The organism is Niveispirillum sp. CC-CTL257 (assembly GCF_059489915.1).
In genome coordinates, this window is the sequence record NZ_JCAJXE010000001.1 from 436,933 (window position 1) to 458,683 (window position 21,751).

Genomic DNA, 21,751 nt, shown 5'->3' on the forward strand with positions numbered 1-21,751 from the left:
AATCGGGAAAGGCGGCGGGAACGGTTGGTTCAGGCTTTGGCTGCTCGTCGGCGGGCGCGGGGCCTGCGGCATGGTCTTCGGGTCATAGATTCTCCCGCAGCCAGCCATTGACGCGGCCCCAAAGCCCGGTGGACTTTTCCGGCATGGGGGCCAGCGCCGGCATTTCGTGATTCTGCTGCATGGCATAGGCCAGCAGGCCGGCAGCCGACGCGAAGGCCGGGCCGGAAACATTGGTAGCAAGCCCGCCAATCCGCAGCGGACGGCCCAGGCGCACCTGCTTGTCCAGGACGTTGGCGGCCAGTTCGCGCACACCCGACAGCTGGCTGGCACCACCCGTCAGGACGACGCGGCGGCCAGCGGCCTTGGCAAAGCCGGACTGGTCCAGGCGGCCATGCACCAGTTCGAAAATCTCTTCCATGCGCGGCTGAATGATGCCGACCAGAAGCGATTTCGGCACATGGTTGGTCTGGCCGCGCTCTTCCTCGCCCACCTGGGGCACGTCGATCATCTCGCGCTCGTCCGACACGGCGGACACGGCGGACCCGTAAAGGGTCTTCAACCGCTCGGCCTGGGCGACCGGGGTGGTCAGGCCACGGGCAATGTCATTGGTGACATGGCCCCCGCCCAGCGGGATGCTGTCGCACCACACCATCTTGCCATCGTTGAACACGGCCATGCTGGTGGTGCCGCCGCCCATATCGATGACGGTGACGCCCAGTTCCATCTCATCTTCCACCAGGCACGACAGGCCGGCGGCATAGGGGCTCATCACAAAGCTTTCGACGCCCAGATGGCAGCGCCCGACACAGGTGGACAGGTTGCGCACCGGGCCGCCGGCGGCGGTCACCACATGCGTGCGCACGCCCAGCCGTTCGCCCACCATGCCGCGCGGGTCGCGGATGCCCTTGACCCCGTCAATTGCGTAACCGACCGGGATGGAATGGATCAGTTCGGCGTCCGGCGATACGTCCAGCTTGCGCGCCTCGGTCAGGGCGCGGCGCACATCGCTGTCGCCAATCTCCGCCCCCGTCACCGCTGTTTCAGCGACAAGCGTCTGGCTTTCCGGCTGCCCGCCTGACAGGCTGACCAGAACCTCGCGGATCTGTTCGCCGGCCATGGTTTCGGCGGCATGGACCGTGGTGCCGATGGCGGTCTCTGCCGCCTCCATATCGACGATGCCGCCCGACCGCACGCCCCGGCTGATCTGGTGGCCGATACCGACCACGCGGATGCTGCCGGGATCATCGACCTTGGCGATGAAGCAGACGACCTTGGACGAGCCAACGTCCAGCGCGGCGATGGTGCCGCCGCGCGTGACCTTGCGGGTCTTGGTCCGGGTATTGAGGGCGCCGGGAAATGCCATGTTCGCCGCTTCCTCAGGTCTTCTGCTTCTTTTCGGGGGGCTTGCGGCGCAGATCGGCCGCAGCGGCGGAGGTCTGGACCGACAGGCGGTCCGGGATGCGCAGGTCGATGGCGACCACATCCTTGTCCAGAACGCTGTTTGTCTGCTGGACCATGGCCAGCTGTTTCAGCGCACCGGGCACATCATGTTCGGGCAGGCGGATATCCACGCCATTCTTCAGGCGCAGGTCCCAGCGGCGACCACCGACCAGAATGGCGGCCTCCACCATGGGCGCGATGGACGGCTCGTCGCGCAGCATATGCAGCAGCGCCGGCCCGCGCTTGGGCGCGTCAGGTCCCACCAGCAGCGGCAGGTTGGGCCATTTCGACAGGTCATTGGCCGTCAGCACGATGCCATCGCCATCGATCAGGCGCATCTGGCGGTCATGCTGCCACAGGGCCATCGGCTCGCGCTCGGTGATGGTGATGGCGATGGTGTCGGGCAGGCGGCGTTCGACACGGGCCTGCCGGACCCACGGGATCTGTTCCAGCGCTTCACGCGCCTTGTGCGGGTCAAAGGCCAGGATGGGCGTGCCACGCTGCACCGCCAACGCGTTCAGAAGGTCGGCCTGCGCCGCCTTCTCGCGCCCGACCACGGTCACATCCTGCACCGACAGCCCGGCCTCGACACTGGCAGTCAGGACCTTGTCGGTGCCTGCATGAACCAGCAGCTCGCCATAGCCCGAACCCCAGACCCAGGTGCCGACCAGTGCCAGCGCCAGCACAGGCGCCGACCGCCGCGCAATCTTCATCGCCGGCTCGGCCCAGCGGGGCAGGGCGCGGCGGCGGTTCGCCTCCTGTGCTGCGCGCAGGGTGGCGCGCTTCTGCGTTTCGGCGAAACGCGCGCGGGGATTATCCGTGGTCGGCGGGGCGGTGGGCGTCACGCGTGGCATCTTGCATGCTCCACAATCCAGGCGCAGAGATCGGCGTAGCTGATGCCCAGCGATGCCGCCTGTTCGGGCAGCAGGGAGGTCGGCGTGAAGCCGGGCTGGGTATTGGTCTCCAGGAAGCACAGGCCGCTGACGCCAGGCTTGGCGTCGTCCCAGCGGAAGTCGGTGCGCGACACGCCCGAACAGCCCAGCACCTGATGCGCCAGCAGCGCCAGACGCTTGGCCTCTTCCGCCACATCCGCCGGGATCTGGGCCGGGCAGACATGGACGGAACCGCCATCGGCGTATTTCGCTTCGTAATCGTAAAAGGCGGTCTTGGGCACGATCTCGGTGACCGTTAGGGCGCGGTCGCCCATGACGCCGACCGTCAGCTCCCGGCCCGGAATGAACTTCTCCACCAGCACGCGGCGGCCATAGACCCAGCTATCTTCTTCCAGCACCGTGAAATTGTCGCTCTCGCGCACGATGCGCACACCGACGCTGGAACCCTCATCCACGGGCTTCACGACATAGGGCGGGGCCATGACATGGCCCGACAAGACCTGTTCCTTGGTGGCGATCACGCCATCGGCCACCGGCATGCCCACGGTCGCCAGGATGCGCTTGGTCAGGGCCTTGTCCATGGCGACGGCAGACGCCATGACGCCGGAATGGGTGTAGGGCACGCCCAGATATTCCAGAACGCCCTGGATCAACCCATCCTCGCCGCCCTTGCCATGCAGGGCGTTGAAAATCACGTCGGGATGCGGGGTGAGGGCGGCGATCAGGCCGGCCAGATCGCGCTGCACATCAATGGCCGTGACCTTGTAGCCCTTGCTCTCCAGGGCTTCGGCAATGCGGGACCCGCTGACCAGGGACACTTCCCGCTCGGCAGACCATCCGCCCAACAGGACGGCGACATGCTTCGAACGGTTCTCGGTACCCATCACAACAGTTCCCCCTTTGGCTGACGCGTGTTGACGCGTCGCCATTCCTGCCGGCCTTTCCGGCAATTTCTGCGCTATCGCAAGATGTTGTGTGAGGCAGCCCCAGCCTTCCCACAAGATTCGGTGTAAGCGACGGATTACGGGGCTGCAAGCGCCAAAATGCGGCGTTTTTAAAAAAGCGACTCGGGGCTCTGCGACCTGTTGCAGCAGAGACTCACATTTACCGGCGAAGGTGACATTCATGACTCACCCCCGTTCGAACGGGGTAGTCCGATCCGGCGTATTTCCCAGCGCAAATCCACGCCGCTGTTCGCTTTGACGCGCGCCCGAACCTCCTCACCCAGCGATTCGATATCATGGGCGGTCGCGTCGCCCAAATTCAGCAGGAAGTTGCAATGCTTCTCGCTGATCTGTGCCCCGCCAATGGTCAGACCCCGGCACCCGGCGGCATCAATCAACTGCCAGGCCTTATGCCCGTCCGGGTTGGCGAAGGTGGACCCGCCGGTGCGGGCGCGCACGGGCTGGCTGTCGGCGCGGGCCTGCTGGATGGCGTCGATGCGCGCTTGGATGGCGGCGGGATCGTCGGGCCGACCCTGAAACACCGCGCCGGTGAAGATCACATCATCCGCCACCCCGCAATGGCGGTAGGTCAGGTGCAATTCGTCACGGGTGTAGCTGTGCTTCACGCCGCGGCGGTCAATGCCCTCCGCCGACAGGACGACATCCACGGTCTCGGCACCATAGGCACCGCCATTCATGCGCACGGCCCCGCCAATGGTGCCGGGAATGCCCGACAGGAACTCCAGCCCCGCCAGCCCCGCCTCCTGCGCCGTCAGCGCGACATTGAGGTCCAGGGCACCGGCACCGGCAATGATCCGGTCCCCCTCCACCGCCACGTCCGCGAACGGCCCACCCAGGCGGATCACGACACCGGGCACGCCTCCATCGCGGACCAGCAGATTGCTGGCAACACCGATGACCGTCACGGGCACATCGGCGGGGCAATGGGCCAGGAAATAGGACAGATCATCCGCATCCGCCGGGCGGAACAGGGCCTCGGCCTTGCCGCCCACACGGAACCAGGTGCTGGGGCCCAGCGGCGCATCCGGGGTCAGCCGTCCCCGGATATCGGGGGCGGCTTCTTTCAACCGACTGGTCAGCGCCTGTCCATCCAGCACCTGTACCATGTCAGTCGCCCACCTTGTTGAGGGTGGCCAGCTTGTCCAGTTCGCCCGGCAGGCTGTTGGCCCATTGCGTGATGGTGCCAGCACCCAGGCAGACCACCATGTCGCCGGGCTTGGCGATCTCGGCGATCAGGCTGGGCAGGGCTGCGGGGCTGGACAGCGCCGTGACGTTGCGGTGGCCGCGCACGCGCAGGCCTTCGACCAGATCATCCTTTGCCGCCCCCTCGATGGGCTGTTCGCCGGCCGCATAGACATCGGCCACGACAACCGCGTCGGCATCGTTGAAGCAGGTGCAGAATTCCGCGAATAGGCTTTGCAGGCGGGTATAGCGGTGCGGCTGCACGACCGCGATGGTGCGGCCCGTGCCGGCCATGCGCGCGGCCTTCAACACGGCGGCGATTTCCACCGGATGGTGACCGTAATCATCAATGACGACGACGCCGTTGCTTTCACCGGTCTTGGTGAAGCGGCGCTTCACGCCCGTGAACTTGGCATAGGAGCTGCGGATGCTGTCATCGCTGATGCCCAGGCTGATGGCGACCGCGATGGCGGCCAGCGAGTTCTGGACATTGTGCAGCCCATACATGGGCAGGTGGATGCCCGTGATGGTCCGCGCCTCCGACGCCGCCCGGTCGGACAGCTCGACATCGTAGTAACAGCCGGACGTATTGGTCTCGATATTGACCGCGCGTACATCGGCCTGCGGGCTGAACCCATAGGTCACGACGCGGCGATCCACCCGGCCCAGCATGGCCTGGACCTCGGGATGGTCGATGCACAGGGCCGCGAAGCCATAGAAGGGGATATTCTCGACAAACCGGTCGAAGGCCTTCCGCTCCTCCTCGAACGTCCCGTAATGGTCCAAATGTTCGGGGTCCATATTGGTGACGATGCCAATGGTGGAGGGCAGCTTGGTAAAGGTGCCGTCGCTTTCATCGGCTTCCACCACCATCCAGTCGCCGCTGCCCAGCTTGGCGTTGGTGCCCAGCGAATTGATGATGCCGCCATTGATGATGGTCGGGTCCATGGCCCCGCCTTCCAGCAGGGCCGCAACCATGCTGGTGGTGGTGGTCTTGCCATGGGTGCCGGCCACCGCGATGGACCATTTCAGGCGCATCAGTTCGGCCAGCATCTCCGCCCGGCGCACCACCGGGATCATGCTGGCCCGCGCCGCCACGACCTCAGGATTGTCCTTCTTCACAGCGGAAGAAATGACCAAAACGGCGGCATCGCCCAGGTTTTCACCCCGGTGCCCGATCTCCACCTTGATGCCCAGCTTGCGCAGCCGTTGGACATTATAATTATCGGCCATGTCGCTGCCCTGCACGGCATAGCCAAGATTGTGCAACACCTCGGCGATGCCGGACATGCCGATACCGCCGATGCCGACGAAATGCAGGGTTCCGATATTCAGCGGCAAAGCCCGCATGGGTCAAACTCCAAGGCGACGGGTGATGGTGGAACAATCATGATGCAAGCGCGGGGCGATTTTTTGTTCCATCTGTGAAACAAACCCGCCTTTCAAAGCGCTCGGCGGCTGCGGCAGACTGAAGCGCCGGCGCGTCAACCCGTTCAGCAGCAAGGGAAAGGCGCGCTCCAGCTCGGCCAGTGTCGGTTCAGTGGTAAGCCCGATCACGCTCATGCGGCATCCCCCTTCACCAACAGGTCAACGGCATCGGCCAGACGGTCCGCCGCATCCGGGATGGCCCAGGATGCGGCGGCCTTCGCCGCCCCGGTCAAACGGGTCGGATCGGCCAGGAAGGCGGCCAATTGTTCCGATACCGCAACGGGTGTGAATTCCTGCTGTGGCAATAGCCAGGCACCACCCGCCTCCACCAGCGATTTCGCGTTCGCCGTCTGGTGGTCATCCATGGCGTACTGGTACGGAACCAGCAGGGAAGGGCGGCCAACCACCGACAATTCTGCGACCGTTCCGGCACCGGAACGGGCGATCATCATGTGGCAACCCGCCAGCTTGGCTGGCATATCCTTGAAGAAGGTGGCCAGTTCCGCCTCCACGCCCATCTGGGCATAGGCGCTGCGGGCCGCCTCGATATTCTCCGCCCGCGCCTGCTGCACGATCTTCAGGCGGTAACGCACCTCTTCGGGCAGCATTTCCACCGCGCGCGGCAGCACCTCGCCAAAGATTGCGGCCCCCTGGCTGCCGCCTGTGACCAGCAGGTTCAGCGACCCGCCGGCATAGGGCGACGGATAGGGCGCATCGCGCAGCGCCAGGATGTCGGGGCGAACCGGGTTGCCGGTGCGGATGATACGCCGCCCATCCACCGCCGGCAGGCCGGCGACGCTGGGGAAGCTGGTGCAGATCATCCGCGCCTTGGCGGCCAGCAATCGGTTGGCACGGCCCAGCACGGCATTCTGTTCATGCAGCAGGGTGGGGATACCCGCCGACTGCGCCGCAAACACGGTGGGCAGCGACGGATAGCCGCCGAACCCGACCACCAGCGCCGGCTGCAACTGCCGCAGCAGCGACCGCGCCTGGGCGGTGCCCACCACCAGCTCCACCACCATGCGCAGCTTGCCCATGATGCCGGGGGCGGAGGTGGCGGCGCGGATACGTTCGACCCGCACATCGGGCAGGTTGTCGCCAAAGGCCTTGCCGCGCTTGTCGGTCACCAGAATGACCGAATGCCCGCGCGCGATCAGCGTGCGGGCAAGCGCCTCTGCCGGGAACATATGGCCGCCGGTGCCCCCGGCGGCCAGGATGATGGGGCGTGAAGCGGTCATAGCGCTTCTCCCGGTCCAAACCGCTTGCGGGTCAGGGCCAGCACCATGCCCATACCGATCCCCAGCGCGATCAGCGACGACCCGCCATAGGAAATGAAGGGCAGGGTCATGCCCTTGGTCGGCATCAGGTGCAGCGCCGATCCCATATTGATCAGGGCCTGCAAACCGAACTGCATGGTCAGGCCGCTGGCCGCCAGCATCACGAACAGGCTCTGATCATTCGAAGCGCGGGCAAAGCTGCGCAGGACGACAAAGCCGAACAGGCAGATGATGATCATGCAGGTGATCATCCCCATCTCCTCGCCCGCGACGGAGAAGATGAAGTCGGCATGGCTGTCGGGGATGGACATCTTGACCGTGCCCTGGCCCGGCCCGGTGCCCCAGATGCCGCCCTTCTCAAACGCTTCCAGGGAGCGGGCCACCTGATAATTGTCACCGGCGGCGGGGTCCAGGAACCGGTCGATACGGCTCTGCACATGCGGGAACAGGAAATAGGCCCCGACCAGACCGCCCACGCCCATCACGATGCAGGACGCCACGAACACGATGGGCAGGCCCGCCAGGAAGAACTGGCCGAAGAAGATGCAGGTGATGACGAAGGTCTGGCCCAGGTCCGGCTGGCTCATCAGCAGCACGACGATCAGGCCGTAAAGCCCGATCACCACGGGGATGCCGGGCACATTCTCCTGCGTGCGGTGCAGGGCGAACAGCCAGGCGGCCACGACCGCAAAGGCCGGCTTCAGAAATTCCGACGGCTGCACTGACAGGCCCGGCAGCTGCAACCAACGCGTGGCACCCTTGATCTCCATCCCGATGAACAGGGTCAGGAACACGCCAAATGCGGCGGCCAGGAACATCACCACCGCCAGCCGCCGGACCCCCTTGGGTGACAGCAGCGAGACGCCGAACATCAGGCCCAGCGAGGGGATCAGGACCAGCAGATGCTTTTCAATGAAGTGGAAGCTGTCGGTGCCGATGCGCGTCGCCACGGCGGGGCTGGCCGCCTGGACCAGGATCACGCCGATGGTGGCGATCAGGATGACCGCCGCCATGGTCCAGCGGTCAACGGTCCACCACCAGCGGCCCAGGATCGAATGATCGGTGCGGGAGAAGGAAACCATGATCAGACAATCCCCCCATTGGACAAGGCCCTGACGCGGGTCGCAAAATCATCGCCGCGCACTTCGAAATTCGGATATTGGTCAAAACTGGCGCAGGCCGGGGACAGCAACACCACCGGTGCCTCCCGCCCGTCTTCCTTGGCCTTGGCAAAGGCGGCGCCGACGGCGACATCCATGGTGCCACAGCGCGTATGCGCCACGCCGCGCGCCGACAGCCATTGCGCGAAGGCTTCCGTGGCATCGCCGATCAGGAAGGCATGCGCCACGGCGGGCATGAAGCTGTCCAGCCCGTCCAGCCCCGTATCCTTGGCCTTGCCGCCCAGGATCCAGTAGATGGGCTGGTAACAGGCCAGCGCCTTGGCCGCCGCGTCGGCATTGGTGGCCTTGCTGTCATTGATGAAGCGCACGCCGTCAATAGTCCCCACCAGGCTCTGGCGATGGGCCAAGCCGGGGAAGGTCCGCAACCCGTCCAGGATGTCGGCATGGCTGATGCCGACGGCCCGCGACAGGGCATAGGCGGCGGCGGCATTCTGCCAGTTATGCCGGCCGGGAAGGGAGGGCAGGCTGCGTAGGTCCGTGATGGGATGGTGATGTCCGCCCCGATCATCGACCAGAACCCCGTTCTCCACCCCGATACCACCGCTGACCGGGCCTTCGGCGCTGATGCGGATGACCTTGGCCGGAAACTCCGCGTCCAGCTCCAGGGCCATCTGTGCGCAATGCGGATCGTCGATGCCGATCACGGCCACCTGGGTGCCCGTCGCCATCCCCTTCTGGAAGATCAGCTTCTTGGCTGCGATATAGCCATCCATGCCGCCATGCCGATCCAGATGGTCGGGCGTGATGTTCAGCAGGACGGCCGCGTCAAAGCCCAGCGACGGCGTGATTTCCAGCTGATAGCTGGACATTTCCAGCACATAGACGCCGTCCGCACCCAACGCCTCGAACGACAGGGCCGGAATGCCCAGATTGCCGCCCACCTGCGTCGGCTTGCCCGTGCCCGCGATGATATGGGCGACCAGAGAGGTGGTGGTGGATTTGCCGTTGGTGCCGGTGATGCCGACATAGGTGGCGTCGGGCCGCGCCTGACGCAGCAGCTCAATATCGCTGATGATCGGCACGCCCGCCGCCTTGGCCTTGGCCGCGATGGGATTGGGTGCCGGATAAGTGTGCGGAATGCCGGGCGACAGAACCAGGGCGTCAATACCGGCAAAGTCGGTGTCGTGCAGGTTGGTCAGATCAATCCCGGCCTCTGCCGCCGCCTTCTGCCCGCCGGCGCCATCGTCCCAGGCCAGAAGCATGGCCCCAGCCGCCTTCAGGGCGCGTGCCGCCGTCAGGCCCGACCGGGCCAGACCCATCACCGCGATCCTGCGACCTTTCAGATGGCCAAGATCAATCATTCCAACCCTCAACGCAGCTTCAAGGTGGACAGGCCGACCAGCGCCAGGATGACGGCGATGATCCAGAACCGGATAACGACGGTCGGTTCCGACCAGCCCTTCTTTTCAAAGTGATGGTGGATCGGGGCCATGCGGAACACCCGCTTGCCCGTCAGCTTGAACGACGCCACCTGGATCATCACCGACAGCGCCTCCAGCACGAACAAGCCGCCGACAATGGCCAGCACCAGTTCATGCTTCGTGATGACGGAGATGGCACCCAGGGCCCCACCCACCGACAGCGACCCGGTATCGCCCATGAACACCATGGCCGGCGGCGCGTTGAACCACAGGAAGCCCAGGCCGGCCCCGACCAGCGCGCCGCAGAATACGGCCAGCTCGCCTGTGCCCGGCACATGGTGGATGCCCAGATAGTTGGAGAAGATGGCATTGCCCGACAGATACGCGATCAGGCCGAAGCAGGAAGCCGCGATCATGATCGGCACGGTCGCCAGACCATCCAGCCCATCCGTCAGGTTCACGGCGTGGCTGGAGCCGATGATGACGACGATGGCGAAGGGCACATAGAACCAGCCCAGATGGATCAGCAGATCCTTGAAGAAGGGCAGGGCCAGACCGGTGCCCATCTCCCACGGCGTGGCCATCAGGTACCAGCCCGTGGCGACGGCGGCGACCACCAGGGTGGCGACCAGCTTCACCTTGGACGACAGGCCCTTGGTATTGCGCTTGGTCAGCTTCAGATAATCATCGCCGAACCCGACCAGACCGAACCCGACCGTCACCAGCAGCACGATCCAGGTATAGGTGTTGGTCAGATCGACCCACAGCAGGGTGGAGACGATGACGGCGATCATGATCATCAGGCCGCCCATGGTGGGCGTGCCCTTCTTCTTCAGATGCGTTTCCGGCCCGTCGGTGCGGATCGGCTGACCCTCGCCCTGCTTCGATTTCAGCCAGCGGATGACGCGCGGCCCGATCACAAAGCTGATGATCAGCGCCGTCATCACGGCCCCGCCCGTCCGGAACGTGATGTACCGGAACAGGTTGAAGATCTGGAATTCGTCCGCCAGGGGATAGAGCAGGTTATACAGCATCATTGTCTCTCGGTTTGCCCGCCTTGTTCCCGGCGGTCGTCCCTTGCGGGTTATTATCCTGTTGGGCGCGATCCATCGCCTTCAGCGCCTCCACCACCAGCGCCATGCGGCTGCCGGCGGACCCTTTGACCATCACGGCGTCGCCTGCCTTGACGGCGGCGGTGACGATGGGGGCCAGGGTGGCGCTGTCGGCTGTGTGTGTGCCGCGCTTGTCGGCGGGTAATGCGTCAAACAGATGGCGCATATTGGGACCGCAGCAGAAAACCAGATCGGTGCCGGCCTTCACGAACGGGTCGGCCAGACCGGCATGCAGGACGGGCGCATGGTCACCCAACTCCCGCATGTCGCCCAGAACGGCAATACGCCGCCCCTTGGGGCCAAGTTCCGCCGCACCCAGCACGCCGGCGGCTGCGGCCACGGAAACGGGCGACGCGTTATAGCTTTCATCGATCAGGGTGAAGGTACCCCCCTCAACCTCAATCGCCCGCCGCTGCCCCCGCCCTTTAATGGGGGCCAGACCGGCCAGCGCTTCCGCCGCCTCCGCCACATCCCCGCCCGCCGCCTTCACGGCCAGCAGGACGGCCAGCGAATTGACGGCATGGTGCCGGCCCGGCAGTGGGATGGTGTAGGTGACGTCGATCCCGTCAATGCGCGCCATGACCACGCCATGGTCGGCATAGCCCCGATAGTCGATCAGCCGGCCATCCGCGCCTTCCTGCGTGCCGAAAGACTGGATACGGGTCAGACCCTGGGTACGGGCAGCGGCCAGAAGCCGGGCATAATGGGCATTGTCGCGCGGCAGGATGGCCGTGCCCGACGCGTCCATGCCCTCGAAAATCTCCGCCTTGGCGTCGGCAATATGCTCGACACTGGCGAAGAACTCGATATGCACGGCCTCCACCGTCGTGATGATGGCGATGTCGGGCCGCACCATGCGCGACAGGGGCCCGATCTCACCGGCATGGTTCATGCCCAGTTCGAACACGCCAAACCGGCTGTCGGCGGGAAAGCGCGACAGGGACAGCGGCACGCCCCAATGGTTGTTCAAGGAACCGACGGTGGCGAAGGTCTTGCCCTGGCTGTCCAGGGCGACCTTCAACGCCTCCTTGGTGCCCGTCTTGCCGACCGAACCCGTGACGGCGATGACCTTGCCGCCCGCCCGCACCCGGCCCATGCGGCCCAGGTCCTGCAAGGCCAGCATCGTGTCATCCACCTTGATCAGGCGGGCATCACCCTCCAGACCCTTTGGGATATCGGCCACGATGGCACCGGCGGCACCCTGGTTCAGGGCCTGGGCGACAAAGGCGTGGCCGTCGAAATTCGGTCCCTTCAGCGGGATGAACAGGTCGCCCTGGGCGATGGTGCGGCTGTCGATGGACACGCCTGTGACGGTCCAGGCAGCATCGCCCAGCGCCTTGCCATTGCAGGCCGCCGCCACTTCATTGCCCGTCCACAGGATGTCAACCATCCGACCCACTCCACCCAAAAGAACCAAACCCTTACAGACCCGCCACCACCTGCCGGGCCACACTGGCATCGTCAAAGGGACGGACCTCGGTCCCCACGATCTGCCCCTGCTCATGCCCCTTGCCGGCGATGATCAGCACGTCGCCCGGACCCAGTTCGCCGATGGCAACCGCGATGGCCTTGGCCCGGTCATCCACTTCCAGCGCGCCGGGGCAGGCCTCCATGATCGCGGCCCGGATCGTCGCCGGTACCTCGCTGCGCGGGTTGTCGTCGGTGACGATGCAGCGGTCGGCCAGACGGGCCGCGATGGCGCCCATCATGGGCCGCTTGCCCTTGTCCCGGTCGCCGCCGCAGCCGAACACGACCGACAGCTTGCCATGCGTATGGGGCCGCGCCGCGTGCAGCACCGTCTCCAACCCGTCCGGCGTATGGGCGTAATCCACATAGACCGCCGCGCCATTCTTGAGGGTTGCAACCATCTCAAGCCGGCCCCGCACGCCCGTCAGCAGCGACAGCTGATCGGCGGTCTTGTCGGCATCCTCGCCGGTGCCGATGGCCAGCCCCAGGGCGCATAGCGCGTTCCACACCTGGAACCGCCCGACCAGTGGCATCTCTACCGTCCGGCGGCGCCCGAAAATCTCCAGCTCCAGCCGCTGACCATGGGGCAGGGGCGTCACCTCGATGACGCGCAGTTCCCGGCCAGCTTCGCCAAAGCCGATGACCGTTTGCTTGCGCGCGTGGGCGCAGGCGGCGATCTGCTCGAATTCCGGGATATCGGCATTGATGACGGCGGTCGCCCCCTTGGGCATCACGCGGTCGAACAGCATCAGCTTGGCCTTCAGATAGGCCTCCATGGTGCCGTGATAATCCAGATGGTCGCGCGTCAGGTTGGTGAAACCGGCAGCGGACACCAGCACCCCGTCCAGCCTGTACTGATCCAGCCCGTGGCTGGACGCTTCCAGCGCCAGATGCGTGACGCCGGCCCTGGCGACATCGGCCAGCGTGGCATGCAGGGCGACTGGGTCGGGCGTGGTCAGGCTGTCGGTCTGCGGGAAACCGGGGGCGACCAGACCCAGCGTGCCCATCGCCCCGGCCTTATGGCCCAGGCCGGCCCAGATCTGGCGCGTGAACTGCGCCGTGCTGGTCTTGCCATTGGTGCCGGTGACGGCGGCGATCTTCTGCGGCTGCTCTCCGGAGAATGAGGCGGCCAGTAGGGCCAGACGGCGGCGGGGATTGGCATCCTCGATCAGGGTCACATGCTCGGCGCCCTCGGGAAGCGTGGTGCCCTTGGGTGCCAGGATGGCGACGGCACCGGATGCTATGGCCTGGGGAATGAAATCACGCCCATCACGCAGCGTGCCCGGCAACGCGGCGAACAGCGTTCCGGGCACGACCTTGCGGCTATCCGCCGTCAGGTTGGTGATGGGTGGGTCGCGTTCCAGCGCCAGCGCCGATACCGCCAGTTCTGTGCGTGATGCCATGATCTCCGACAGCCTTTTCATCAATCCTCTTCACCCCCGGCCTGCAACGATGCCGGTACTGCCGCCACCTGCGCGCCCGGCGTCCCATGCGGGGCCGGATGCACGGCCATCGCCTGGATGATCTCGGGCGAATTCTGGTCCTGCGGCTTCACACCCAGCAGCGGCCCGATCTGGGCGATGATCGAACCGGCCGTGGGCGCGCCGACCCAGCCGCCGGTGGCAAAACCGAAGGTCTTCTTGTTGCCCTTGGGTTCATCGACCAGCACATAGACGACATAGCGCGGGTCATTGGCGGGGAACACGCCGGCAAAGCTGGAGATGCGGGCGTTGGTGGCATAGCCACGGCCCTTCACCTTGTCCGACGTGCCCGTCTTGCCGCCGACCAGATAGCCCGGAACATCGGCCTTGCTGGCCGTCCCTTCCGTCACCACCAGCCGCATCAGCTTGCGCATGGTGATGGAGGTCTGCTCGCTGACGATGCGCGTACCCGGCACTTCGTTGGGGTTATCACGGCGAAGCAGGGTGGCCGGGTGCATGACACCGCCATTCACCACGCCGCTGACCGCCTGCACCAGATGCACCGGGCTGACCGACATGCCGTGACCAAAGGAAATGGTCATCATGTTCACTTCGCGCCACGGGTTCGGCACGATGGGCCAGCCGCGCTCCGGGATCTCCAGGCTGGCCTGACGCAGCAGGCCCAGGCGGCCCATGAAATCCTTCTGCGCGCTCGGCCCCACTTCCTCGGCCATTTTGATGGAACCGATGTTGGAGCTTTCCTTGAAGATGTCGGCCACATCCATCCAGTGATTGACGGGGTGGTAATCCTTGATCAGGAAGCGGCCGATCTTGATGGGGCGGGTCGTGTCGAACATGTCGCTCATGTTCACCTTCCCGGACTCCAACGCCATGGCGGTGTTGAAGATCTTGAAGGTGGAGCCCATCTCGTACACGCCCAGCGTGTTGCGGTTGAAGCGCGGGTCGGTGTCCTGCTCCGGGGTCGGCGGCGGCGGGGCATGCGGGTCGAAATCGGGAACGGAGACCATGCCCAGAATTTCGCCGGTATGGACATCCATCACCATGCCGGCGGCACCGATGGCGTTGAACTCCTCCACCGCGTTGACCAGCTCTTTGCGCAGCACATGCTGCAAGCGGACATCGACGGACAGGCGCAGCGGCTCGTCGCTTTCCTTCAGGCGGGTATCGAAGGCCTGCTCGATGCCCATCAGGCCGTTATTGTCCACGCCGCTGAAACCCACGACATGGGCGGCCAGCGGCCCTTGCGGATAGACGCGGCGCTCCTCGCGCTGGAAATTCAGGCCGGGGATGCCCAGGCGGAACACTTCCTGCTGCTGGCGGGGGCTGAGGTTGCGCTTGATCCAGATGAAGCGCTTGTCCGACTTCAGATCGGCCATCAGCGCCACCGGGTCCAGGTCCGGCAGAACACTGATCAGCTGCTGCACGGCCTCATTGGCGTCCAGGATCAGCTTGGGATCGGCGAACAGCGACGCGGTGTGCAGCGAGGTTGCCAGCAGCACGCCATTGCGGTCCACAATGTCGGCGCGGCTGTTGGTCATGGTGCGTGTGGCGGCACGGGCCACCGACGGCTCCTTGGGGCCGCCGAAGCTGACGGTGGCGTCCACCAGCTTGGCACCGACCGCGCCGAAACCGACCGTGAAGGCCGCCATCAGCACGACAAGGCGCGACTTGCCCATGGACAGCGCACCGGCGGCGCGGCCATTGACGCGGATGCGCGGCTCTGCCCGTCCGCCCTGGCCATACCGGTCACCACCGGCCAGATCGAAACCCGTCAGGCTGTAATTGATGTCGGTCATCGCGTGGCTCCATACTTCGCCAGGATCACCGGGCCTTCAGGCTGGCGTCGTGACGGGGCGGGAGGGACGGGGGCGGGCTTGGGCATCGGCGCACGTTCGATCGCATCCGGCGCGCGGCTGCCCGGCTTGCGGCCGGGAATGGGGGTATAGGGGGCCGGCTGGTTCGGGTCCTTCTCCGGCAGATCGGACAGGCGGGCGATCTGCGCCGCACTGGTCGGCTGCAACAGCAGATGTTCCGCCGACAGCTTCTCCAGCCGGGTCGGATCGTTCAGATAGGCCCACTCGGCCTTCAGGACCTGGATCGCCTCCTGCTCCGCCCGGATCGCGCGGTTCAGGCGGTTCAACTCGCGCTCCTGCTCCTGCGCCTTATAGCTGGTCTGGTACAGGATGCCGCTGGCGGCACAGGAAACGGCGATCCAGACGATGGCGGACTTCCCGATCATGCGGCTTCTCCCTGTGCCCAGGCCGGGGCCTCGGTACGGATGGCGGTACGCAGCCGGGCGGACCGGGCGCGTGGATTGCGGGCCTGTTCCTCGGCACCCGGACCGGTGCCGGATTTGGAAAGCAGGCGGAAAGTGGGGGCAGGGCCGGAGGCTGCCGGGCCCGGCATGTGGCGCGACGGACCCGGCACATTGCCCGACCGTTCACGCATGAATTCCTTGACCAGCCGGTCTTCCAGCGAATGGAAGGTGACGACGCACAGCCGCCCGCCGGGCGACAGCAGCCGCTCGGCGGCGGTCAGTGCGCGCTCCAACTCACCCAGCTCGTCATTCACATGAATGCGCAGGCCCTGGAAGCTGCGGGTGGCGGGGTCGATCCCATCCTTGGATTTCGGCACGCAGGACCGGATGACATCGGCCAGATCGCCGGTGCGCTCGAACTTCTTCTCCGCCCGGCGCAGGACGATGGCGCGCGCCACGCGCCGCGACAGCCGTTCCTCGCCATAGCGATAGAAGATATTCGCCAGATCTTCTTCCTCTGCCGTGTTCACCACATCGGCGGCGGTGGGGCCGGTATCGCCCATGCGCATGTCCAGCGGCCCGTCGAAACGGAAGCTGAACCCGCGTTCCGGCGTATCGATCTGCGGCGACGACACGCCGATATCCAGGACGATGGCATCGACCTTGGTCACGCCGGCGGCGGCCAGCAGCGCCTCCATATCCCCGAAGCAGCCATTCAGCAGCGACAGGCGCGGGGCATAGGCTTCGATGATGGGCCGGGCGCGCTCATGGGCTGCCGGGTCGCGGTCGATGGCGAACAGGCGGATGGCCGCACTGTCCAGCAGGGCGCGGCTGTAACCGCCGGCGCCAAAGGTGCCGTCAACCACGGTCTGCCCATCGGCGACGGCCATGTCGTGCAGCACTTCGGCCAGCAGGACGGGGATATGGACGGGCTGTGCAGTCATCATTCCCCCTTCGCCAGGCCCTTGGCCTTGGCCAGCACGGTGGAGAGGGAGATGTTGTTGCTGCGGGCCTGCTCGCGGACCATGGCCTCATGCGCCGCGAATGCCACCGGGTCCCACAGCTGGAAGGTATTGCGGCGACCGATGAAGGTCACATTCTCGGTGATGCCGGCAAAGCCCATCAGATGGTCGGGCAGGACCACGCGGCCTTCGGGGTCCAGCGTCAGCTGCGCCGACTGACCGAACACGGTGGTTTCGATCAATTCCCGCTCATCATCCGGCATGTTGGGATTGTCCAGCGCGTCGGACAGCTTCTCCAGATAGGAGAGCGGGGCCGCATCCAGGGCCTGGGCCTTCAGCGAGGGGAAGATCACCATTTCCGTGGGCGTGCCTGCCACCAGCCCCGCCGCCAAGGTCGAGCGGAAGGGAGCGGGGATGGATACCCGACCCTTCTTGTCAACCTTGTTGACGTATGTGGACAGGAACAAGCCCATCACGCCCCACCTTGTAGGTGCCACCCCGGCACCGGATTTCCCGCCGACCCCTCCAACGCCCTGTTATTCACCCCTTCCGATACGGCCTCGCAGGCTGCATCATCTGGGCATGAATGGGCTGATGGTCCCTGTCATTGGGTGATTATGGGATAGCATGGGAATTTATGGGAGAAAAGGGGGGATAGTAATGTCCCGCCCTGATTCGGCGTTTTTCCGCCACATGCGACTCGAACTGTGGATAAGTCGCGACTCAAGATGAATAACAAGTCCACCCACCAAGATATGCTTGGTTTTTCTTGTTTCGAATTGATTCTCTGGGGGGATCGGACTGAAAGGCATAGGCGATCTATGCCTGGTTTTTCTTTAATTTAGCCCAAAAGGACAGGGTGTTTTTCTATTAATTAGAAATTCGAAATATCTCGGGAATCTGGGCGATATCTCGAAATCCGTGATATTAAAATTTCAAACCCGCTTTGCGACCCGTTCCGACGCCTAGATATTGTGGGATTGGGGCGGTTTTAAGCCCTAAATCTGGACACGTGTCGCTTACCTGTCGGGGGCGTGAAACGGGTTGCTGCTGTGACGCGGCTCACACCTGTAAACCATTCGTAAATAAATCATGCCGCGATGCAAGGTAAAGGGCCAGACGGTCTGTAAGCCGGGTTCTGTCCGCCGGACCATATCCCACTGGTGGATGGTATCCGGGGGATGGTCATTCCTCTGGGATGCCCATTGCTGGACACCTCGCGCAACCCACCCGGACGACAGCGCGGAAGTGCGCCTGGGCGTTGCCGCCCATGCCGTCCCTATTCGGTTTTGCTCCCGGTGGGGTTTACCATGCCAACCCTGTCGCCAGGGTCGCGGTGCGCTCTTACCGCACCCTTTCACCCTTACCGAAATCCAGTAATCCCAAGGGTTTACTGGCGTCGGCGGTCTGCTCTCTGTGGCACTTTCCCTGGGGTCGCCCCCGCCGGGCGTTACCCGGCACCGTACTTCCGTGGAGCCCGGACTTTCCTCCCTCATGCGGGTTTCCCCATTGCATGAGAGCGACCATCCGACCGTCTGGCCGGCGGGTTGTAGGCGCTCGAGCGCGGGAAAGCAACCGCGATCAGATGCCCGAGTCTCTGACCAGGGCGCGCAGGGCCGCGACCGTCTCGCGATCAATGCTTTTACCCATGCTGGCCGGCATCCAGTGGCGCTGAAACGCCGACAGGGCCGCTTCGGCGCTGTCGTCCCATGTTTTCCCATGGGCGATGTGTTCGTCCCATGAAATCCCATCCGGTGCCACGGAATAGCCGAACCGCTCCAGCAACCGGGCGATCTCGTCCTTTTCCCATGCCATCCCATCGGCGGGGCGCGGGTCGGGCCACAATCCTACCCCCGCCATGGCCAGCCCCAGCCAGTCGAACAGCTCGCCCGGATCCTGCTTACGCAAGGGCGCGATATCGGAATGGCCCAGCACGCGATGGGCCGGGATGGGATAAAGCGACAGAAGATGCGTGGAAAGATCGGCCAGGGCCCGCATCTGCGCCTCGGGAAACGGCCGGTATCCCCATTCATGGCCGGGATTGACCAGCTCAATCCCGATGGACCGGCTGTTGATGTCGTCCTGACCGGCCCAGCGGGAGGCGCCCGCATGCCAGGCGCGGCGGTCATCGGGCACCAGCTGGAAGATGCGGCCATCCTCCTCAATCATGTAATGCGCACTGACCTGCGCCGCCGGATCGCACATGCGCGCCAGGGCTGCCGGCCCGTCCTGCATGCCCGTGTAATGGATAACCAGCATATCCGGCGGCCCGTCGATCCGGCGCGGGCCATGGTTGGGGCTGGGATGGGGGATGATGGGGGGGGCGGTCAACGCCGGTCCTTCTGGTTCATGGCGGCACGAAGCAGATCGTCAATCCGGCTTTGCCAGCCCGGTCCCGTGGCCCGCCAATGGGCCAGGACGTCGGGCGAAAGGCGGATGTTCACCTTGGTCTTGGCGCTGTCCGACCGTGGGCGACCACGTGGACGGCGCACCAGCAAGGAGGACGCGCTGTCACCCAGCAGTTCGGGTAGAACGTCCCGTGCCGGTCGGGCGCTTGCCCAATCGGCATCCGCCCATTCGGGGTTGGGGTCAAAATGCTCCGGCGGCGGGGGGCGTCCGGTCATGATAGGCCTTCCTTTCGCGGGCATTGACCTTCCGCATATTGATCACCCGCAACTCCCCATCGCGGATGGTAAAGACAATGGCATGCAGCCGCCGGCCCACAAACCCCAGTGCCGCAAACCGCGCCTCGCCATAGTCGAAGCGCGTGTCTTCCCGCACCCAGGCCGACGACCAGTCCATGCCCATGGCGACTGTCAGGGGCATGTCATGCTTGGCGATATTGATCAGGTTCTTGGCAATGTGGAACGTGATCCGCCGCATCTGATCCTAATTCCCTGCGCCTGACGCGTCCATGGATTTATTGGGGCGGCGGAAAATCACACCGTATGACGTGCCGCCATGATTACGGGCGTCCCGGAACAAAGGCAGGGCCGATAAGTTTGGACACCAGATCAACGGCTTCCTTGTCAAAACTGGCCAGCGACGTGCCGCCCAACGCGAACCCCTGATAAGCGATGACGCCATCACCGAAATCGCCACCGGCACGCATAAGGGCAAGCCCTGCCTCCACCGCCGGTCGGTCAGTAACAAACTTGTCCGTGTCCAGAATATCCGCGATCAGGTCAACGATATCCATGACGGGCCGTTTGTACCCACGGCGGAGTGTCCAGACGAACTCGCAAAGAGCCGCTACCGGAACGCAGACCAATTCTGCCGCCTCCATCAGGCTCCGCGCGGCGTCTGCCTGAACCGGATCGTCATTCAGGACAAGGCGCAGCAGGATGTTCGTATCCGCGACCAGCCTCACCGCTCACCCGCCCATCCGGCTGCAGCTTCCTCCTTCAATTCTTCAATAGTCAGCGCCTGCTCGCCGGGCCGATGCAACCTGCCGAAAAGGGCCCCGACGGGTTTGCGCTGACGGGCGGTGGCCTGCACCCGACCGGCGGGCAGCAGGTCAATCTCCAACTGGTCACCAGGGCTGATACCCAGATGTTCCAGCACCTCCTTGCGCAACGTGACCTGCCCCTTGGCGGTGACAGTCAGGATGATGCCCATGGTCAACCCCGGTGTAAGGCAAATTTGCCTTGCAGTGTAAGCCTCACACCGTATTGCGCGCCACCACGATCTTCGGCCGGCGGATCAGGATGATGCCCACGCCGGTGATCACCAGCGCCCCGCCCAGGATCAGGGCCACGCTCATCGCCTCACCCAGCCACAGCACGCCCGACGCCACGCCGAACACCGGCACCAGCATCAGGAACGGCACCGTCTGGTTCACATCATACTTGCGCACCATGGGCTGCCAGATGGCATAGGCGATGATGGTGGACGCGATGACCATATAGGCAAGGCCGCCCCATGCCCCCCAGCTGGCATCCACCACCTGCTGCCATTGCCCCGTTTCCAGGAACAGGGAATAGAGCAGCAGCTGCGGCACCGCGAACAGCGCCATATAGGCGTTCAACTGATAGGGATCGACCGTCCCCATCCATTTCACCTGAATGTTGGAAAAACTGAACGCGAACGCGGCCAGCACGATCAGGGCCAGATGGAACGGATCGCTCTCACCGCCGCCGCCGCGCAGTGCGATGACGGCCACCCCGATAAAGGCGATGCCCATGCCGATGCCCCGCCGCCAGCCCAGCCTGTCCTTGAAGAAATACGCGGCCAGCAGGCTGGCGAACGGCACCTGCAACTGGATCACGATGCTGGCCGTCGATGCCTCCGCCCCCACCATGCCGTGCAGCATCAGCGGGAAATGCACACCGCCCAGGACAAAGGAATAGGCCAGGATCTGCCGCAACTGTCCGCGCGGGAACTTCACAAAGGGCAGAAGGATAAGCGCGACGGCGGCAAAGCGCAGGGCCATCATGATCATGGGGGAGAATTCGCGCAGCGTGTACCGCGACACGGCGAAATTGGTGCCCCACAGCGCCATCACGAACAGCGCGCCCAGCATGTGGATCGGCCGCATGGTTTCATCCTTCCCGCACCGCACAAGCAGAGTACCGTAGCGGCATCGGCGCGCACGCTGACTGCCCAAAAAGGCAACCCAGGCCCGCCATCCCTGGTATCTTCCCTTGCCTACGTGGCTGTGTATAGTGCGTCGAACCTTTTGATCCGGGTGGCAACACCCCGTACCCGATGGCGGGACGGGATGGCCGCCCCTCAACCATTTCCAGGCGACGGCGCCCCGCCCGGTGCCGATTGGGAGAACAGGT

The 21,751-nt window shown here is 64.8% G+C and carries 22 protein-coding genes and 1 other RNA gene; all 23 read right to left on the minus strand.

Features of this window, described 5'->3' with window-relative positions; all coding sequences use genetic code 11:
- Window positions 1-82 precede the first annotated feature (82 nt).
- The 23 genes from ftsA to ABC729_RS02285 all read right to left on the minus strand — a co-directional run bounded on the left by ftsA (window position 83) and on the right by ABC729_RS02285 (window position 21,504).
- Window positions 83-1,363, minus strand: a complete 1,281-nt coding sequence (gene ftsA / locus ABC729_RS02175; RefSeq protein ID WP_495606024.1) for a cell division protein FtsA — start codon at window positions 1,361-1,363, stop codon at window positions 83-85.
- 13 nt (window positions 1,364-1,376) lie between these two features.
- Complete coding sequence (locus tag ABC729_RS02180) at window positions 1,377-2,294, minus strand: cell division protein FtsQ/DivIB (protein WP_495606025.1); 918 nt, start codon at window positions 2,292-2,294, stop codon at window positions 1,377-1,379.
- Window positions 2,282-3,217: a D-alanine--D-alanine ligase gene (locus ABC729_RS02185; protein WP_495606026.1), complete on the minus strand. Its 936-nt coding sequence runs from the start codon at window positions 3,215-3,217 to the stop codon at window positions 2,282-2,284. Before ABC729_RS02185 ends, ABC729_RS02180 begins: the two co-directional genes overlap by 13 nt.
- A gap of 239 nt (window positions 3,218-3,456) precedes the next feature.
- Window positions 3,457-4,404 (minus strand): UDP-N-acetylmuramate dehydrogenase, encoded by a 948-nt coding sequence (gene murB, locus ABC729_RS02190; protein WP_495606027.1) that lies wholly within the window; start codon window positions 4,402-4,404, stop codon window positions 3,457-3,459.
- 1 nt (window position 4,405) lies between these two features.
- The gene (murC, locus tag ABC729_RS02195) at window positions 4,406-5,830 is read right to left on the minus strand and encodes a UDP-N-acetylmuramate--L-alanine ligase (protein WP_495606028.1); all 1,425 of its coding nucleotides are present in this window, start codon (window positions 5,828-5,830) and stop codon (window positions 4,406-4,408) included.
- A gap of 3 nt (window positions 5,831-5,833) precedes the next feature.
- Window positions 5,834-6,043: a hypothetical protein gene (locus ABC729_RS02200; RefSeq protein ID WP_495606029.1), complete on the minus strand. Its 210-nt coding sequence runs from the start codon at window positions 6,041-6,043 to the stop codon at window positions 5,834-5,836.
- Window positions 6,040-7,146, minus strand: a complete 1,107-nt coding sequence (gene murG / locus ABC729_RS02205) for an undecaprenyldiphospho-muramoylpentapeptide beta-N-acetylglucosaminyltransferase (RefSeq protein ID WP_495606030.1) — start codon at window positions 7,144-7,146, stop codon at window positions 6,040-6,042. Before murG ends, ABC729_RS02200 begins: the two co-directional genes overlap by 4 nt.
- Window positions 7,143-8,267: a putative lipid II flippase FtsW gene (ftsW, locus tag ABC729_RS02210; RefSeq protein WP_495606031.1), complete on the minus strand. Its 1,125-nt coding sequence runs from the start codon at window positions 8,265-8,267 to the stop codon at window positions 7,143-7,145. Before ftsW ends, murG begins: the two co-directional genes overlap by 4 nt.
- Before the next feature lie 2 nt (window positions 8,268-8,269).
- Window positions 8,270-9,667: a UDP-N-acetylmuramoyl-L-alanine--D-glutamate ligase gene (gene murD, locus ABC729_RS02215; RefSeq protein WP_495606032.1), complete on the minus strand. Its 1,398-nt coding sequence runs from the start codon at window positions 9,665-9,667 to the stop codon at window positions 8,270-8,272.
- Window positions 9,668-9,675: 8 nt separating this feature from the next.
- Window positions 9,676-10,761 carry a phospho-N-acetylmuramoyl-pentapeptide-transferase gene (mraY, locus tag ABC729_RS02220; RefSeq protein ID WP_495608627.1) on the minus strand — a complete coding sequence of 362 codons (1,086 nt, stop codon included), beginning with the start codon at window positions 10,759-10,761 and terminating at the stop codon, window positions 9,676-9,678.
- Entirely contained in the window at window positions 10,751-12,229 is a 1,479-nt protein-coding gene (locus tag ABC729_RS02225; protein ID WP_495606033.1) for a UDP-N-acetylmuramoylalanyl-D-glutamyl-2,6-diaminopimelate--D-alanyl-D-alanine ligase, read from the minus strand. Before ABC729_RS02225 ends, mraY begins: the two co-directional genes overlap by 11 nt.
- 31 nt (window positions 12,230-12,260) lie before the next feature.
- Window positions 12,261-13,709, minus strand: coding sequence for a UDP-N-acetylmuramoyl-L-alanyl-D-glutamate--2,6-diaminopimelate ligase (locus ABC729_RS02230; protein WP_495606034.1), 1,449 nt, complete (start codon window positions 13,707-13,709; stop codon window positions 12,261-12,263).
- Between the two features lie 20 nt (window positions 13,710-13,729).
- Entirely contained in the window at window positions 13,730-15,544 is a 1,815-nt protein-coding gene (locus tag ABC729_RS02235; RefSeq protein WP_495606035.1) for a peptidoglycan D,D-transpeptidase FtsI family protein, read from the minus strand.
- Window positions 15,541-15,987 carry a cell division protein FtsL gene (gene ftsL, locus ABC729_RS02240; protein WP_495606036.1) on the minus strand — a complete coding sequence of 149 codons (447 nt, stop codon included), beginning with the start codon at window positions 15,985-15,987 and terminating at the stop codon, window positions 15,541-15,543. The genes ABC729_RS02235 and ftsL overlap by 4 nt, the downstream gene beginning before the upstream one ends.
- Entirely contained in the window at window positions 15,984-16,949 is a 966-nt protein-coding gene (gene rsmH / locus ABC729_RS02245; protein ID WP_495608628.1) for a 16S rRNA (cytosine(1402)-N(4))-methyltransferase RsmH, read from the minus strand. The genes ftsL and rsmH overlap by 4 nt, the downstream gene beginning before the upstream one ends.
- Entirely contained in the window at window positions 16,949-17,440 is a 492-nt protein-coding gene (locus ABC729_RS02250) for a division/cell wall cluster transcriptional repressor MraZ (protein ID WP_495606037.1), read from the minus strand. The genes rsmH and ABC729_RS02250 overlap by 1 nt, the downstream gene beginning before the upstream one ends.
- Before the next feature lie 638 nt (window positions 17,441-18,078).
- Window positions 18,079-18,506: RNase P RNA component class A (gene rnpB / locus ABC729_RS02255), an RNA gene on the minus strand.
- 42 nt (window positions 18,507-18,548) lie between these two features.
- A complete protein-coding gene (locus ABC729_RS02260; RefSeq protein ID WP_495606038.1) occupies window positions 18,549-19,298 on the minus strand; it encodes an N-acetylmuramoyl-L-alanine amidase in 750 nt (249 codons plus the stop codon).
- The gene (locus tag ABC729_RS02265; RefSeq protein ID WP_495606039.1) at window positions 19,295-19,591 is read right to left on the minus strand and encodes a BrnA antitoxin family protein; all 297 of its coding nucleotides are present in this window, start codon (window positions 19,589-19,591) and stop codon (window positions 19,295-19,297) included. The genes ABC729_RS02260 and ABC729_RS02265 overlap by 4 nt, the downstream gene beginning before the upstream one ends.
- Window positions 19,557-19,850, minus strand: a complete 294-nt coding sequence (locus ABC729_RS02270) for a BrnT family toxin (protein ID WP_495606040.1) — start codon at window positions 19,848-19,850, stop codon at window positions 19,557-19,559. Before ABC729_RS02270 ends, ABC729_RS02265 begins: the two co-directional genes overlap by 35 nt.
- 82 nt (window positions 19,851-19,932) lie before the next feature.
- Complete coding sequence (locus ABC729_RS02275; protein WP_495606041.1) at window positions 19,933-20,337, minus strand: type II toxin-antitoxin system VapC family toxin; 405 nt, start codon at window positions 20,335-20,337, stop codon at window positions 19,933-19,935.
- Window positions 20,334-20,585: an AbrB/MazE/SpoVT family DNA-binding domain-containing protein gene (locus ABC729_RS02280; RefSeq protein WP_495606042.1), complete on the minus strand. Its 252-nt coding sequence runs from the start codon at window positions 20,583-20,585 to the stop codon at window positions 20,334-20,336. The genes ABC729_RS02275 and ABC729_RS02280 overlap by 4 nt, the downstream gene beginning before the upstream one ends.
- A 43-nt stretch (window positions 20,586-20,628) precedes the next feature.
- Window positions 20,629-21,504 carry a DMT family transporter gene (locus tag ABC729_RS02285; protein WP_495606043.1) on the minus strand — a complete coding sequence of 292 codons (876 nt, stop codon included), beginning with the start codon at window positions 21,502-21,504 and terminating at the stop codon, window positions 20,629-20,631.
- Between the last annotated feature and the right edge of the window lie 247 nt (window positions 21,505-21,751).

Excerpts from the sequence above, each read along its gene's own strand:
- ftsA (WP_495606024.1), bottom strand. The coding sequence starts at position 1,363 with ATGGCATTTCCCGGCGCCCTCAATACCCGGACCAAGACCCGCAAGGTC.
- ABC729_RS02180 (WP_495606025.1), bottom strand. The coding sequence starts at position 2,294 with ATGCCACGCGTGACGCCCACCGCCCCGCCGACCACGGATAATCCCCGC.
- ABC729_RS02185 (WP_495606026.1), bottom strand. The coding sequence starts at position 3,217 with ATGGGTACCGAGAACCGTTCGAAGCATGTCGCCGTCCTGTTGGGCGGA.
- murB (WP_495606027.1), bottom strand. The coding sequence starts at position 4,404 with ATGGTACAGGTGCTGGATGGACAGGCGCTGACCAGTCGGTTGAAAGAA.
- murC (WP_495606028.1), bottom strand. The coding sequence starts at position 5,830 with ATGCGGGCTTTGCCGCTGAATATCGGAACCCTGCATTTCGTCGGCATC.
- ABC729_RS02200 (WP_495606029.1), bottom strand. The coding sequence starts at position 6,043 with ATGAGCGTGATCGGGCTTACCACTGAACCGACACTGGCCGAGCTGGAG.
- murG (WP_495606030.1), bottom strand. The coding sequence starts at position 7,146 with ATGACCGCTTCACGCCCCATCATCCTGGCCGCCGGGGGCACCGGCGGC.
- ftsW (WP_495606031.1), bottom strand. The coding sequence starts at position 8,267 with ATGGTTTCCTTCTCCCGCACCGATCATTCGATCCTGGGCCGCTGGTGG.
- murD (WP_495606032.1), bottom strand. The coding sequence starts at position 9,667 with ATGATTGATCTTGGCCATCTGAAAGGTCGCAGGATCGCGGTGATGGGT.
- mraY (WP_495608627.1), bottom strand. The coding sequence starts at position 10,761 with ATGCTGTATAACCTGCTCTATCCCCTGGCGGACGAATTCCAGATCTTC.
- ABC729_RS02225 (WP_495606033.1), bottom strand. The coding sequence starts at position 12,229 with ATGGTTGACATCCTGTGGACGGGCAATGAAGTGGCGGCGGCCTGCAAT.
- ABC729_RS02230 (WP_495606034.1), bottom strand. The coding sequence starts at position 13,709 with ATGGCATCACGCACAGAACTGGCGGTATCGGCGCTGGCGCTGGAACGC.
- ABC729_RS02235 (WP_495606035.1), bottom strand. The coding sequence starts at position 15,544 with ATGACCGACATCAATTACAGCCTGACGGGTTTCGATCTGGCCGGTGGT.
- ftsL (WP_495606036.1), bottom strand. The coding sequence starts at position 15,987 with ATGATCGGGAAGTCCGCCATCGTCTGGATCGCCGTTTCCTGTGCCGCC.
- rsmH (WP_495608628.1), bottom strand. The coding sequence starts at position 16,949 with ATGACTGCACAGCCCGTCCATATCCCCGTCCTGCTGGCCGAAGTGCTG.
- ABC729_RS02250 (WP_495606037.1), bottom strand. The coding sequence starts at position 17,440 with ATGGGCTTGTTCCTGTCCACATACGTCAACAAGGTTGACAAGAAGGGT.
- ABC729_RS02265 (WP_495606039.1), bottom strand. The coding sequence starts at position 19,591 with ATGACCGGACGCCCCCCGCCGCCGGAGCATTTTGACCCCAACCCCGAA.
- ABC729_RS02270 (WP_495606040.1), bottom strand. The coding sequence starts at position 19,850 with ATGCGGCGGATCACGTTCCACATTGCCAAGAACCTGATCAATATCGCC.
- ABC729_RS02280 (WP_495606042.1), bottom strand. The coding sequence starts at position 20,585 with ATGGGCATCATCCTGACTGTCACCGCCAAGGGGCAGGTCACGTTGCGC.
- ABC729_RS02285 (WP_495606043.1), bottom strand. The coding sequence starts at position 21,504 with ATGCGGCCGATCCACATGCTGGGCGCGCTGTTCGTGATGGCGCTGTGG.